The sequence below is a fragment of the Acetobacterium carbinolicum genome (genome assembly GCF_047456275.1).
GTDB classification, from domain to species: Bacteria; Bacillota; Clostridia; order Eubacteriales; family Eubacteriaceae; genus Acetobacterium; species Acetobacterium carbinolicum.
Map to the genome: position 1 here is coordinate 1,249,055 of NZ_CP173357.1, position 14,305 is coordinate 1,263,359.

General features: G+C 36.8%; 11 protein-coding genes. 8 read left to right on the forward strand and 3 right to left on the reverse strand.

Going from position 1 to position 14,305, the window contains the following annotated elements; genetic code table 11:
* Nucleotides 1-35 precede the first annotated feature (35 nt).
* From mnmA to ACIZ62_RS05870, 8 genes are all read left to right on the forward strand, one after another.
* Nucleotides 36-1,088 carry a tRNA 2-thiouridine(34) synthase MnmA gene (gene mnmA / locus ACIZ62_RS05835; protein ID WP_414151431.1) on the forward strand — a complete coding sequence of 351 codons (1,053 nt, stop codon included), beginning with the start codon at nt 36-38 and terminating at the stop codon, nt 1,086-1,088.
* A gap of 176 nt (nt 1,089-1,264) precedes the next feature.
* Complete coding sequence (gene glmM, locus ACIZ62_RS05840) at nt 1,265-2,635, forward strand: phosphoglucosamine mutase (RefSeq protein ID WP_414151432.1); 1,371 nt, start codon at nt 1,265-1,267, stop codon at nt 2,633-2,635.
* A gap of 299 nt (nt 2,636-2,934) precedes the next feature.
* Nucleotides 2,935-4,758 (forward strand): glutamine--fructose-6-phosphate transaminase (isomerizing), encoded by a 1,824-nt coding sequence (gene glmS / locus ACIZ62_RS05845; RefSeq protein WP_414151433.1) that lies wholly within the window; start codon nt 2,935-2,937, stop codon nt 4,756-4,758.
* Between the two features lie 197 nt (nt 4,759-4,955).
* On the forward strand, nt 4,956-5,816 hold the full coding sequence (locus tag ACIZ62_RS05850; protein ID WP_414151434.1) for a TnsA endonuclease N-terminal domain-containing protein: 861 nt from the start codon (nt 4,956-4,958) through the stop codon (nt 5,814-5,816).
* Nucleotides 5,800-7,947: a Mu transposase C-terminal domain-containing protein gene (locus tag ACIZ62_RS05855; protein WP_414151435.1), complete on the forward strand. Its 2,148-nt coding sequence runs from the start codon at nt 5,800-5,802 to the stop codon at nt 7,945-7,947. Before ACIZ62_RS05850 ends, ACIZ62_RS05855 begins: the two co-directional genes overlap by 17 nt.
* The gene (locus ACIZ62_RS05860) at nt 7,940-9,625 is read left to right on the forward strand and encodes an ATP-binding protein (RefSeq protein WP_414151436.1); all 1,686 of its coding nucleotides are present in this window, start codon (nt 7,940-7,942) and stop codon (nt 9,623-9,625) included. The genes ACIZ62_RS05855 and ACIZ62_RS05860 overlap by 8 nt, the downstream gene beginning before the upstream one ends.
* Before the next feature lie 15 nt (nt 9,626-9,640).
* On the forward strand, nt 9,641-11,416 hold the full coding sequence (locus ACIZ62_RS05865; protein WP_414151437.1) for a TnsD family Tn7-like transposition protein: 1,776 nt from the start codon (nt 9,641-9,643) through the stop codon (nt 11,414-11,416).
* Entirely contained in the window at nt 11,382-12,962 is a 1,581-nt protein-coding gene (locus ACIZ62_RS05870) for a hypothetical protein (RefSeq protein ID WP_414151438.1), read from the forward strand. Before ACIZ62_RS05865 ends, ACIZ62_RS05870 begins: the two co-directional genes overlap by 35 nt.
* A gap of 80 nt (nt 12,963-13,042) precedes the next feature.
* Here ACIZ62_RS05870 and ACIZ62_RS05875 read toward each other — a convergent pair whose 3' ends face one another.
* The 3 genes from ACIZ62_RS05875 to ACIZ62_RS05885 all read right to left on the reverse strand — a co-directional run bounded on the left by ACIZ62_RS05875 (nt 13,043) and on the right by ACIZ62_RS05885 (nt 14,197).
* A complete protein-coding gene (locus tag ACIZ62_RS05875) occupies nt 13,043-13,621 on the reverse strand; it encodes a transposase (protein ID WP_414151842.1) in 579 nt (192 codons plus the stop codon).
* Nucleotides 13,622-13,694: 73 nt separating this feature from the next.
* Nucleotides 13,695-14,072, reverse strand: coding sequence for a transposase family protein (locus tag ACIZ62_RS05880; protein ID WP_414151439.1), 378 nt, complete (start codon nt 14,070-14,072; stop codon nt 13,695-13,697).
* A complete protein-coding gene (locus ACIZ62_RS05885; protein ID WP_414151440.1) occupies nt 14,063-14,197 on the reverse strand; it encodes a hypothetical protein in 135 nt (44 codons plus the stop codon). Before ACIZ62_RS05885 ends, ACIZ62_RS05880 begins: the two co-directional genes overlap by 10 nt.
* Nucleotides 14,198-14,305 lie beyond the last annotated feature (108 nt).

Here is a 14,305-nt window from a genome sequence, read left to right on the forward strand (position 1 = left end):
TCCCGACACTTAATATGAATAGAAAGAAAATAACCGTGAAAAAGAAAAAAGTAATAATCGGACTGAGTGGCGGTATTGATAGTGCTGCCTCGGCAAGTCTTTTAAAAAGTGAAGGTTACGAGGTTATCGGCGTAACCTTCAATTTTTTAAGTTCAGAACAAACCATCACGGCCGCAAGAAAGGTGGCCGAGAATCTTCAAATAGAGCATCATGTACTGGAAGCACAAAATCAGTTTAGAAAAAATGTCATCTTGCCCTTTATTGATGCGTATAAAAACGGCGAAACCCCGAACCCCTGCATGCTGTGTAATCAGACCATGAAATTCCCGCTGCTTTGTGATTTTGCAAAGATTAATGATCAGGCTGCAATTGCCACCGGTCATTATGCCGAGGTCAAAAAAAAGGACAACAGTTATGAATTATGGGCCAGCCCTAATGCCAGAAAGGATCAATCCTATTTTTTGTATCACCTTAACCAGGAGGTACTTAAAAAACTGATTTTTCCGCTGAATGCTTTTGAGTCCAAGAATCAGGTACGCGGGATGATTAAGAAGCTTTTACCGGAACTTTCAAAAGGTGCGGAAAGCCAGGGGATTTGTTTTATCCCTAAAAAAGGGCACCAACTTTTTTTAAAACAAGCAATTTTTGGATCACAGCCCGCCGAAGCTGGTATTTTTGTGGATTCTTCGGGGAAAATTTTAGGGCGGCATAAAGGGATACAAAACTTTACTCTGGGCCAAACGCGGGGGCTTGGTCTTTTATCAAACACAAAATGGGCAGTGGTCGGTCTTGAGCCGCAAACAAATACCGTTGTTCTTGATGATGAGCAGGTTTTGTTTAAAGATCGGATTTTTGTGGATCAACTATTTGTGCATCCTCACGTTGACCTTACCAAACAGGAGTTTTCCTTTAAAACCTGTCGTTGGGGTCATATCTACCGTGGTCAGATTGAACGGCTACCCGGCAATCAGGCGATTGTTCACAGTCGGCAATCAGTGCGGGCACCAGCCCCTGGTCAGGCCCTGGTTTTTTATCAGGGACGCCGGGTACTTGGAGGCGGAATCATAAAACATTTTGAATTTCGGTAGTCCTGCGGTATAATAGGTGAGATTTTAACATTTGCATGAGAAAATAAAGGGATGCACTGCAAAATAATTAATAAAAGGCTGGTATTGCCGATAAAATAAAGATAAGGTTTTTTATTTTAGTCGCTAAATTTTATTAGTTTTGGTTTATGAGCATACAATCGAAGGAGTTATAATAGATGGGGAAATTATTTGGTACCGATGGTGTACGTGGTATATATGAACAGGATTTAACATTGGAGTTGGCCTATGGCCTTGGTCAGGCGGGAGCCAGCGTATTAGGCAGAAATGCCCACCGGCCAAAGATTGTCATCGGTCGGGATACCCGTGAATCGGGATCGCCGCTAGAGATGGCATTAGCTAAGGGAATTCTCGCGGTGGGCGGCGATGTGCTACTGGTGGGAGTGCTACCAACGCCGGCCGTGGCAGTTATTACGCGGGCGCTTAAGGCCGATGCCGGAGTTGTGATCTCGGCGTCTCATAATCCTTATGAGTTTAATGGGATCAAGTTTTTCAATGGTCAGGGCTTTAAGCTAGCGGATGCGGTAGAAAACGAAATTGAAGAAATTATTTTACAAAGTCAGGCCGTGCCGCTAAAAGATGGTGGTAGTATTCAGACACTGGAAAATCCGGAAGTATTCTATCTCAACCATATCAAAAAAGCAATTGAAACAGATTTTTCTGGGCTTCGGGTGGTACTGGATTGTGCTAATGGTGCTGCTTATAACATTGCACCGGCATTGTTTTGTGACCTTGGAGCAGAGGTTGTCGTTATTGGTGATAAACCAGATGGAAAAAATATCAACGCCGGGTGCGGTTCGACGCATCTTACACCGCTTCAACAACGGGTAGTAAAAGAAAAAGCTGATATCGGTATCGCCTTTGACGGGGATGCTGACCGGTGTCTGGCCGTGGATAATAATGGGAATATCATTGATGGTGATAAGATCATGAATCTCATTGGCAGTCGGATGAAGGCTAGTGGCCGGCTGAAAAAGGATACGGTTGTGGTGACGGTGATGAGCAATATTGGTCTGGATATCGCCCTGAATCAAGCCGGATGCCAGACGATCAAAACCGATGTGGGTGATCGTTATGTACTGGAGGCCATGATTGAGGGGGATTATAATCTCGGTGGGGAACAATCCGGCCATCTTATTCTGCTGGATCATAATACTACTGGAGATGGCATGCTGACAGCGTTGGTTTTGCTGGAACTACTAAAAAAAGATGGACGAGATGCCAAAACACTGGGAGATCTCATGATGGTTTATCCTCAGATTCTGGTGAATGCCCGGGTTGAAAATGGACGAAAACAGGATTACCTGCGTGACGACCAGATTCAAAAAAAGATCAAAGAGGTCGAAACCCATTTTCACGGACAGGGGCGGGTACTGATTCGGCCTTCAGGAACGGAACCACTGGTTCGGGTGATGATTGAAGGAAAAGATCAGAATGAACTAACCCGGATCGCAAAAGAATTGGCTCAATTGATTGAGGCACGTTTGAGCGATTCAATCGAAGCCGTGGGGCGGCCTGTGGTGGCATAATTCGAATAAATAGCGAAAATCATTAAAAATTGATTAAGAAATGAGGGCTTAGGTCCTCATTTCTTTGTGTTAAAAGTGCTTTTATGATAGAATAATCGAGTTAGTATTTGGGGATAATAATGGGCCAAAACCAAAAACAACAAAGAAGCGCCAGAACTCAAGTGTTGGTCCACACAAGGTTGAGTTGACGAGGTCAGGGAGTATCGAAAATTCGGCGGATGCCCTGGAGAATTGTCATAAAAAACTAAAGAGTGATCTTTAGGACAAAGATGGCATAAAAAAAGAAAACAGGTGAAAAAATGTGTGGAATAGTAGGTTATATCGGAGCTAAGCAGGCTCAGGACGTTTTAATTAACGGTCTTTCCCGGTTGGAGTACCGGGGCTATGATTCGGCCGGAATTGCAACGTTGGAAAATGACATCATCCGGATCGAAAAGAAAAAGGGACGGCTTATAAATCTGGAAGATGCTCTGGAAAAAGCACCCCTTTCCGGCCAGGTTGGCATTGGCCATACCCGCTGGGCGACCCATGGGGTTCCTTCTGATGCCAATGCCCATCCCCATTCCAGTGTTAATCAAGAGATTGCCGTCGTGCACAATGGCATCATTGAAAATTATATGGCATTGAAGAATGAGCTTAAAGATAGGGACCACGTGTTTGTTTCCGACACTGATACGGAAGTAGTGGCTCATTTGCTTAATGAGCTATATACCGGGGACATTGTCAAGACGATTCAAATGGCGATGCAGCAGCTAAAGGGTTCTTATGCGTTGGGAGTTCTTTGCGCTAATGAGCCGGATAAAATTGTAGCTGTACGCAAAGATAGCCCCCTGATTGTGGGTTTGGGAGACGGCGAGAATTTTATCGCTTCTGATATTCCGGCGATTCTAAACTATACCCGGGAAGTTTATCTGCTGGATAACGGCGAAATTGCAGTGCTTACCGCCGACACTATCCAGGTAATGAATAGTGATGGTGAGATCATCGAAAAAGAAATTTTCGCCGTCGATTGGGATCCCGGAGATGCGGAAAAAGGCGGCTATGATCATTTTATGCTTAAAGAAATGGTGGAACAGCCCAAAGCCATGATGGAAACATTAATGGGCCGATGCTGTGAAAGTGGCGTAACCTTCGCCGGTCTTAAGCTAAATACCGAAATGATGAAAAACATCAACCGCATTCAGATTGTTGCCTGTGGTACAGCTTATCATGCCGGAATGGTGGGCAAATACTATTTTGAAAAATTTGCCCGGATCAGCGTGGAAACCGAGGCAGCTTCAGAATATCGTTACAAAGATCCAATCGTGGATAAAAACACTCTACTGATTGTCATCAGTCAATCCGGCGAAACCGCTGATACGCTGGCTGCTATCCGGTTGGCTAAAGAACGGGGGGCCTGGGTTTTAGCGGTGACCAATGTGGTCGGAAGTTCGATCGCCCGGGAAGCCGATGATGTGATCTATACCAATGCCGGGCCGGAAATCGCTGTGGCATCGACTAAGGCTTATGTCACTCAGGTGGGTTGCATGATGATGTTAGCCTCGTTTTTAGGAGAACTTAACGGGAAAATGGAAAAGGCAGAAGGCTCCCGGATTTGCCATGGTTTGATGATGACCCCGGGACTCATCGAAAAAGCCCTGGAAACCCAGGCCGTAATTAAAGCGTTTGCCGATAAAAATCATAAAATCTATGATCTCTTTTACATGGGTAGAGGTGTTGATCTTTATACCAGCATGGAAGGTTCGCTAAAACTCAAGGAGATTTCCTATATTCATTCCGAAGCCTACGCGGCCGGGGAGCTTAAACATGGCCCCATCGCACTAATCGAGGACGGTACCATCGTTGTGGCGGTTTGCACTCAGGAAAATGTTTTTGAAAAAATGCTCAGCAATATTAAAGAAGTCAAGGCTCGAGGCGCCCATGTCCTGGCGATTGTCCAGGAAGGCCATCAAGACATTGCCACAGAGGTCGATGAGGTGTGGGTAATTCCAGAAATGGACGATGATATCACCGCCATTCCCACCATTGTTTATCTTCAACTGCTAGCCTATTATCTGGCGGTTGCCAGAGGCTGTGATGTCGATAAACCCAAAAATCTGGCTAAGAGCGTGACGGTTGAGTAAAGAAGCGATTCGTCTTTAAGAGCTTATGTGGGCGTGTAAAAAAGTTTGCACAAAGTTAAAAAAGTTTGCACAAAGTGATGAAAGTTTGCATCAAGCTAAAAAAGTTTGCACAAAAAATTAAATTTGCTTAAATCTATAAAAAAATATATAAAAAGCACCTGTAATGAGTTAGAATAAACTTATTGGAGGTGCTTTTTATGCAAGTTTCAAACTACCCTAAATATATAGATAAAGGTATAAAAGAAGGTTTTGGATCTGGAAGCTATGATGGATATAAACCTTGGATTAATGTAATTGGTGGTCCGAAGGGTGGAAGGGTATCTCGAATTAAAGGGCTAAAAATTAAAAGAGAGCATCAATTGTTATCTGATTTAGAACGTAATATTTTACATATTTTAGATTTCAGTGATAGGGTTTTGGATATACGTGAACAGTATCCTTTACTTCCAATTCAAGAAACCCTATTAATTGCAGATGAACTGGGCATCAAACATCCAACTAACCCTAAAAACGGGGAACTGGTTGTTATGACAACAGATTTTAATATAACTTTACGGACTGAAGATGGATCGATCGATATTTTTAGAACAGCTAAATATGAAAAAGACTTATACGATTCACGAGTGTTAGAGAAATTCGAAATTGAACGAGAATGGTGTCGCAGAAATAATATTAATTGGGGTATTATCACGGAAAAATATATTGATAGCAGCTATATTTTGAATTTGCAAGCTCTTCGAAACAGGTTTGATTTGAGCGAAGTCGAAGGCTTGTCTGGTTTGAATGAAAACGAAATTACATATTTAAAAAAGATTTTTCTTGATAAACTCCATGCTGCAGAAGGAAGTGGAATACCACTTATTGAAATTACAAATGATTTTGATCGACGAATGAGTATTTGCCCAGGTGTCGGTATAGCACTATATCACAATTTGATCGCGACAAAATGGATTGAAGTAAATTTGTATGAAAAAATTAATAGTGCTGTTCCTGCCAAATTTCATGACAATAATTTGTTCATTGATGTGGAGGATATTTCGAATGCAATATCTCTCTGAAGTTTACTTTGATAACGAAAAAGACCAGGTAAATAGAATTATAAGTATTCAGGAAAACTGTTGTTATGTTATCAATATGAAAAAAAGAAATGCGATGCCTTTTATAATTGAAAGAGAAATAATGAATCAGAATTTTGTTATTGGTCTTTATACTGAAATGGATGATCCATTTAATCTACCTTATACAGATGATGGAATCCCTAAAAAGACGCTTGACCAACGAAATTTGGACTGGATCTTTGTAACGGAGTGGTGTATTCCCAAAATGTCAGAATTATTAAAAAAAGAAACGAGAGGGAAATGTATTTCATCTATTGCAGAGCAAAGTGGCTATAATGTAGCAAAAATAAAAGCTTTATTGTCTCGTTATTGGCAGAGAGGAATGATAAAGAATGCGCTGTTACCTGATTGGTTATATTCAGGAGGGAGTGGAAAAGAAAAAAAAGGAACAAAAAAATCTGGAAGAAAACGAAATATCGATTTATCAGGTATCCAAAGTTCGGGAATCATTATCACCGATGTCGTAAAAAATCAAATAATTTCCGCTTATAAAAAATACTATCTAAGTGCCAACAAATTTACTATTCTTGACACATATAACCTGTTTTTACGAGATTTTTATAGTGATCATGTGATAACAAAAAAAAATGAATATAAATTAAAAAACGAGAATCAAAGACCTTCTTATTCTCAGTTTCGTTATTACTTTGAAAAAATAAGAGATCAAAATCAGGAAATTTCGTTAAGAGAGAGTTCGAAAAAGTATGAGCTCACCAATAGAGAATTAACAGCAAATTCTCAGTCCGAAACATTTGGAATAGGAAGTAGATTTCAGATTGATGCAACGATAGCAGATGTTTACCTGGTAAGTAGTTTGCATCGGGATAAGCCAATTGGACGACCTGTCGTATACGGTGTTATTGATGTTTACTCTCGGATGATTACTGGTCTTTACGTAGGATTAGAAGGACCATCTGCACTTGGAGCAACAGGGGCGTTAGCCAATATGATAAGTAACAAAGTTGAATTTTGCAAAGAATTTGGAATTATTATTTCTGAAGAAGACTGGCCTTGCAATCATATTCCGGCGATCATAATTGCGGATCGAGGAGAATTTATGGGACACTTTCCAGAAGGGATAATAAATAATTTTAATATCACAATTGAGAATACGAGACCATATCGTGGAGATATGAAGGGAATAGTTGAAAGAAAATTTGGGACAATTAATGGTAAAATAAAACGTCAGTTACCTGGCGCGATAATGAAAGAATACAGAGAGCGAGGAGATGTCGATTACCGTTTAAAAGCTAACCTTGATTTACATGCTTTTACAGAGGTAATGATTGAGCTGGTTCTCGAAAATAATAGAATGATTATGTCCAAATATGAAACAAGCAGAGACATGAGGATAAATGAGGTCGTTCCAAGGCCAATTGACTTATGGAATTATAGCATAAAAGCTGGAACTAGCCAGTTGAGAAAAGCAGATAAAAAAGGATTTTTATTAAGTCTTCTTCCTAAAGCAAAAGGAACTGTAACACGAAAAGGAATTAAATTTACTGGTCTTCATTACACATCTAAATTGTCTATTAAGGAACAATGGTTTGTAAAAAAGAAAAGAAAGATTGATATTATATATGATCCGAGAAATATGAAAAATATCTACATTCCACTAAAAAATAATGACTACGAAATTTGTTATTTGATTTCTGATCAAGCTCAATATGGACAAGATTTTTTTGAAGAGATAGCATATAGTTCAGAACTTGAGAATGAATTAATTCGAGAAGGTAGAAAAAAAGAGCCTGAAATAAATGTAAATACTATGGAAAGAATAGCAAAAATCGTCAAAAAAGCAGAAAATCAAAAGAAAAATACAATTAGTGTAAATGGGAAAATATCGAAGTCAAAGACTTTAAAAAACATCAGAAAAAATAGGTCAGAAGAAAAAGCATTCAACAGAAATATAGAAGCTTTTAATCTTGAAAATGATAATGATCTGAAAAGAGGACAAGGAAAGGTTTTTTCTTATTTTAATAAGAAAGAAGTTGTTGCAAAAGATGACTATTTATTAAATATTTTGGAAAAAATTCAAAATGAAGATAAAGGAAACGACGAGAATGAATAATTCAACAACAATTCTTAAAGGAGAAGTTGTAGAAGCAGTATATCAAGAACAAAAAGTTGCTGAATACAATGGAAATCCTTTTATTGAATCCTTACCACCACTTATGGAACCAATTGAAGTCGCGAAAAAAATAAGGAATATACCAGAAATCAGTGATGAAGATAAATCTCAATCTACAGGAGTTCGTAGTCACATGATACAACGAATAAGTGAGTTTGTTGAACCTATGACTAATCATTTAAAAATCGAGTCAAAATTAGGGACGATTATTCGTAAAGGTTATCTTGCAAGAAATCCGATGGAAATAAGCTTTCTTGAAAGAATTAGAATACTAAATAACATCTCGAATGATTTACTAAAAAAAGAGTCTTCCGAAGAGAATTATGTAAAGAAGTTTGAAGGATTACGTTCAACGGCAGATGCCTTTCCAGTAATTGGTGTTTCCGGTATGGGGAAAACAACAGCTGTTGAAAAGCTGCTTCTCATGTATCCTCAAGTAATAATTCATAGCAAATATGAGGACAAATCTGTCAATCTTACTCAAATTGTCTGGCTGAAAATTGACTGTCCTTATGATGGTAGCCTCAATACATTATGTAAAAATTTCTTTAAGGCTGTTGATGACATTTTAGGAACGCGATATTTTGAAAAAAATGTTTACTCTACTCGTTCAGTTTCTTTACTTCTGCAACAAATGTCTATTGTTGCAAGCTTGCATGGGGTTGGGGTTTTATGCATTGATGAAATACAGCATTTAGTTAATAATAAAGAGAATGATACAATGCTTAATTTCTTTGTTACTCTTGCAAATACAGTAGGGATACCTCTAGTATTAATTGGAACGCCACAAGCTGAACAATTATTTGGTAATTTGAGACAGGCGCGAAGAGGCTCGAGTATGGGAACTGTTAAATGGTCAAATATGGAAGAAGATTCAAGAGAATGGAAAATGTTTCTTGAAGATCTTTGGAAATTACAATACTTAAAAAATTATACCCAATTAAATGCTAAATTGAGTCATGCTTTCTATGATGAATGTCAAGGTATAACTGCAATTGCTGTCAATCTTTTTAGATTGATACAGACAAATGCATTATTGCAAAATATGGAAGAAATTACGGTGTCTTTGATTAGACAAACGGCAAAAGACGAATTATATCTTGTTCAGCCCAAAATTGAGGCTCTACGTTCGCGAGATTTTAAAAAAATCATTCAGTATGATGATATTTCTCTGGATTATCGAGATGTAACATCAAAAATTGACCTTAAATTAATTGATACTATTCAAAAGAAATATCAATATGACATAGATCAATTTGAAGATGAGAAATGTAATATTTGTGATAGGGTGACCCATGAATTAACGAAACTGGATATTTTTGAAATGGTCGCTCAAATAGAAATAAAAGAAATTGCAAGAAAAGAAGTTCAAACAAATCCAAAATCAACATATGAAGAATTAATGCGAAGTACGTTAATCAATTTAATGAAAATTAATGATGATAGAAAAAACAAAAGAACAATTGAAAAAGTAGCTTCAAAAGAAAGATTAATTAAAAACGCTGAGAAAGAACTTCTAGAAATCTATGAGCGTGGAATCAAGGAAAAGAAAGATCTGTGCGAAATTTTAGAAAATAGAGGATTTATTAAAAATCCGTTACAAGAATTTCCATTTTAATGAGTTGGTGATTATATGCTTACTTTTTTTCCGTTTGTTTATAAAGATGAATTGTTGTATTCTGCAATTGCCCGATATCATTACTATGTGGGTAATGTTGACAGTCGCGATACACTAGAAGAACTATTTGGTACTAGAAACACAATCCCACATCTTGGAATTGGCTCTAATCTAAATTATACAGCTTCTCAGATATATGAAGGATGCTCTGCAAAGAAGCTGATCCAAGAACACACTATTTATCCATACTATTCTAATTTTTTGGAAAAATCAATACAGATAAGTACAACAAATGCTATATTAAGCGGTGCTGGTTCAGATTGGTTTACAAAAATTGGTATAGCAGCAGGTGGAATATGCCGAAAAAAAAGCATTCTATATTGCCCAATATGTGCAGAAAATGATATAAAAAAATATGGTGAACCATACATACATCGAGAACATCAATTAGAAGGAATAACTTGGTGTGCTCATCATCCTATTGCATTGCGTGAGTACCCATTGAGTTTGAACCAAAAAACAAGAAGACTTGATTTTATTCGTTTTGATCCAGAAAGAATGGATTTTAGACAGCTTTCATTATGTACAAACCCACGGCAAACTGAAATAAATATCAAATTAGCCAAAATGACCTATGAAATGCTTTATCAACCGTTTGATCTACTAGATTTAAACAATGTAAAAAATAGATATAGAGATCTTTTAAACGAAAAAGAGCTATTAACACTCAGTGGACAAGTACGGCAAAATGACTTATATGAGCAATTTATTAAGTCGTATTCTAATAATATATTGCAAACATTTGAATCTGATATTGATCCTGATATGGAATTTAATTGGTTGCGAGTATTGACAAGAAAAGGGCGGAGAAGTACTCATCCCATCAGACATTTATTATTTTTGGATTTTTTGGGCCAGAGTATCAACTCTTTTTTTGATTTGAATGTTGATTATGAACCTTTTGGAAAAGGTGATTGGCGCTGTTTAAACAGAGCCTCTAATCATTATGGAAAACGTGTAATTAAACTTATCCAAGTCACACGTGATTATAGATCGGGAAAACCGGTTGGCACATTTAAATGTCCACTATGTGGATTCGTTTATTCAAGGAAAGGTCCTGACAAAAATATCCAAGATGAATATACTATTGGACGGATTAAGATATTTGGTCCGATCTGGGCACGGACAGCAAGAACTATGTATTTGCAAAATAAATCATTTACTGAGACGGCAAAACAATTAGAGGTTGATCGTCAAACAGTCAAGAAGCATTTATTCGATGATGAAAATATGATAAACACCAAAGAAAGTATAAAGAAAGAGCTGAAATCAGAAAAAAGTATAGTTCCAAAAGTAAAAAAAGTAGTAGTTGCCAAAAATTATAAGAGAGTCGATTGGGAAAAGCGAGATGAAGAGTATAAAAACAAAATCTTGGATGTAGTGACAAAGATTTTAGAATTTGATAAGCCAAAAAGAGTTACGCGTTCTTTAATTGGAACAATAATTGGTATAAAGTCTTCACTTGATAATAATTTAGAAAACTTACCTAAAACTAAATTATTATTAGATCAGATGATCGAAAGCAAAAAAGAATTTCAAATTCGTCGAGCAGTTCGTGTGATTGATGAAGCCTATTCTGAAGATAAAAGAATAAGAATGTGGGAAATTCAACGGAAAGCAGGTATTCGGACGGAACATTTCTTAGGAATCAAACTTGAATTGGAAAATTATCTCAAAATGAAAGAAAGAGAAATCGATGAAAAAAGTGAAACCACTTATTCTTCCAAATAAAGTATGGCCATTTGATAAGGATGAGTATGCAAAATTAATTTGGATTGGAGATCCATATAGGGATTCTGAAAGACAATTTGTTATGGATGTGTTTTTTAATGGTAAAAACAAAACTGCGAAAATTGTATTAAATTGGGGTCTGCTTCCTCTTTTAAGATTACAAAGATCATATAAAAATGGCATAATTAACGAATCTTTTAGTGAAAGTGATGAAGTTCCAATGTTGAAAATTGAAATAGAACCATGTGAGACTTTATATTATGAAAAAGATGTGGTGATTCAAGGGACAGCTACTAAAGGTAAAAGTATTATTTTCAAGACAAAACAAAAAAAATCAAAACAAAAAATTATTATACCCATCATTGAGTTGATACGGGGCTTATTAGCGCCAAATATTTTTTTGTTATATCGACTTCTGGAACCAAATACACTCGCAGCATATTATCAATTTGAACGCATAGAAAAAAATTTGAACTTGAATTTATTTTCCACGTTTGATAATAAATATATTAGAACCTCAATATTAAAAGATCTTCTTTGGCTGTTTGAAAATCAAGAAATTATGGATATGTTTGCGCAGTGCTCTATGAATTATTTCAAAGATTCAAGGCTGTTTTTTAAGTGGAAGTATAACAAGCCAATTTCTATAAATGTTATTGCAACAGTAGTAAAGGGAAAAATTATTGTACGTGAAATACGATCTATTAACACGAAAAAAATTAATGAAGAAGTTGTACATGTTTTTCATCCGAGTTTCAAAAAAGATAATAACAATCAAACCGATAAAATTGCAATAAACACTTATGATATGTCAGACACTTTGTTATTAACAAATGAAGCTAATGGTTCAACAAGAGTTGCTGATGAATTAAATGTATCGGAACTCATCTACCAAGATTATGAAGATATCCTTAAGTTAATCAGAGAGAAAGTAGAAAGAGAAGATTTGCTTGGAGGGAATATAGTTGCGCATAGAAACGTTAATGCTGATCATTCTTTTGAGAAAGTTGAAGAAGTAACTGCAACTGATACAGGAGGTCAAGCAGTGGCCAAGGCGATTCTTCTGGAAAAAAGTTTTGAAGATGAAATTGATTTAGTTGATGATGATTTGAATAAGCTTGATAGAACACTAAGTATATTACAAACAAATGGATTCATTAATGAGTTACAAGTCAATATCAGTGATCTTTCAAATGATTTGACGAAAAATAAGTTATTTACAACCTTAGATGATGGAAAGACTAATAGGAAGTACTTGACTGCAAATTTCATTACTCGGAAACTCAATTATGTCGAAATAATTGAGTTTGAACAAGAAAGCAAATCATTGTCAACGTTGATTTATCAATGCTCAAAAAATTCAGAAAAATTAATTTCCATCGCATTGATAAAATTGGCATTGGAAAACAACGGTGCTTGGAATAATAAGGAGTTAGATGTGATTCAGAAAATGTATAATTGTAAGATTATTAAGGCAAAGCATTATAAAAAAAGAAGCATAGAAAAGAACTCAATCTATTTTTCAAGTAAGATTAATGAGTTTTAATATGCTATTTCAAATCTTTAAGAGAGTTGGTCCTATGTCAAGTTTAGTACAAATTGAAACGAGAATTTGACACCCACATTTTAACCTGCTATTCGTAAATTTTCATTTTGCGTTTTAGTAAAAAGTTTTTCAAAGTTATCCGGCGACATATAGTCGCAATGACTATGGATACGGGTTGTATTATAAAACGTTTCCAGATATTCAAAGATCAGTCGGTAAGTATGGTTATAATCAAGGATTTTAAAACGATTGAGCCAATTCGCGTTTAATGATGGCATGAAAGGATTCGTTGCAGGCATTATCCCAGGGAAATGCCTTTTTAGAATAACTACGCTGCATTTTTGCCGTTGCTTCAAGATATCATTAGAAAAGGATATCCATTTATAGCTGTCTGGTTTTACCAGTGGATCATTTTTTTTAAAACCTTCTGCCGTTTTTTCTTCCGGTTGTCGCTTATCAGACTGTTCCTGATCAACTGGTATTTTTATATCAGCCGGAACAACTGATTTGAGTGCATTCTGAAGGGCCTCCAGTAGATTCTGATGAAGATGAAACCGGTCTGCAATCTGCATGGCATCAGGAAGGATTTCCCCAATCGCGGAAGCATAGGCCCCGGCCCGGTCTCGAGTGATGCGCTTGATCTGTTTATTCTGCCGCAGCCAGGCTTTGAGCGTGTTACTGTCACGACCATTAAGAACCGCAACCGGTTTGTGTGTGAGGCTTCGTCAACAATCACAGTTCCATATCGACTTTTTTTTTGAAGGCAAAATCATCGACACCGATTGTTTCACTACAAACTGGAACCGGCTGAGCCTCATATGCCAGCATACAGATGAAATCTTCACAGCGCTGCGTCATTCTTCGGTTTGTGTTAAGAAAGTCATCAAATGTTTCAGCAACGGTTCTAACCGGGCACGCTTCATTGTCACAAATGTACTCATGGGCTTTAATCCGGAGCTGAACATTTTTTCCCAGTATGGGAAGATCCTGAATTTTTCTTGTATAGGTACCGTGATAATGCTTAAGTGTCTGGTGACACCTGGGACAGACACAGGTTTTGGAAAGAGATTTCATATGGATAATGATTTTGTCAGTTTCAATTACTTCCATGATCTTTTGTAAGAAACAGTGATAAAATCCTCATTATTATGGGGGATTTTTGAAATGTGTTTGACAATCTTTAAAGCATCGGATGGGAAGTAATGATCCAAAAACAGGGTATTTGGTGAATCCATTTTTACCACCCTTTCTATCTATTTGATGCTTTTATTATAACACTTCAGGTTTAATAAACAGCTTAATAGACGGCTTTTTGCGGAAGAACCTTATTTGACCTGAAAATA

Coding starts and splice junctions, on each gene's coding strand:
- glmM (WP_414151432.1), top strand. CDS start 1,265: ATGGGGAAATTATTTGGTACCGATGGTGTACGTGGTATATATGAACAG.
- glmS (WP_414151433.1), top strand. CDS start 2,935: ATGTGTGGAATAGTAGGTTATATCGGAGCTAAGCAGGCTCAGGACGTT.
- ACIZ62_RS05850 (WP_414151434.1), top strand. CDS start 4,956: ATGCAAGTTTCAAACTACCCTAAATATATAGATAAAGGTATAAAAGAA.
- ACIZ62_RS05855 (WP_414151435.1), top strand. CDS start 5,800: ATGCAATATCTCTCTGAAGTTTACTTTGATAACGAAAAAGACCAGGTA.
- ACIZ62_RS05860 (WP_414151436.1), top strand. CDS start 7,940: ATGAATAATTCAACAACAATTCTTAAAGGAGAAGTTGTAGAAGCAGTA.
- ACIZ62_RS05865 (WP_414151437.1), top strand. CDS start 9,641: ATGCTTACTTTTTTTCCGTTTGTTTATAAAGATGAATTGTTGTATTCT.
- ACIZ62_RS05870 (WP_414151438.1), top strand. CDS start 11,382: ATGAAAAAAGTGAAACCACTTATTCTTCCAAATAAAGTATGGCCATTT.
- ACIZ62_RS05880 (WP_414151439.1), bottom strand. CDS start 14,072: ATGGAAGTAATTGAAACTGACAAAATCATTATCCATATGAAATCTCTT.
- ACIZ62_RS05885 (WP_414151440.1), bottom strand. CDS start 14,197: ATGGATTCACCAAATACCCTGTTTTTGGATCATTACTTCCCATCCGAT.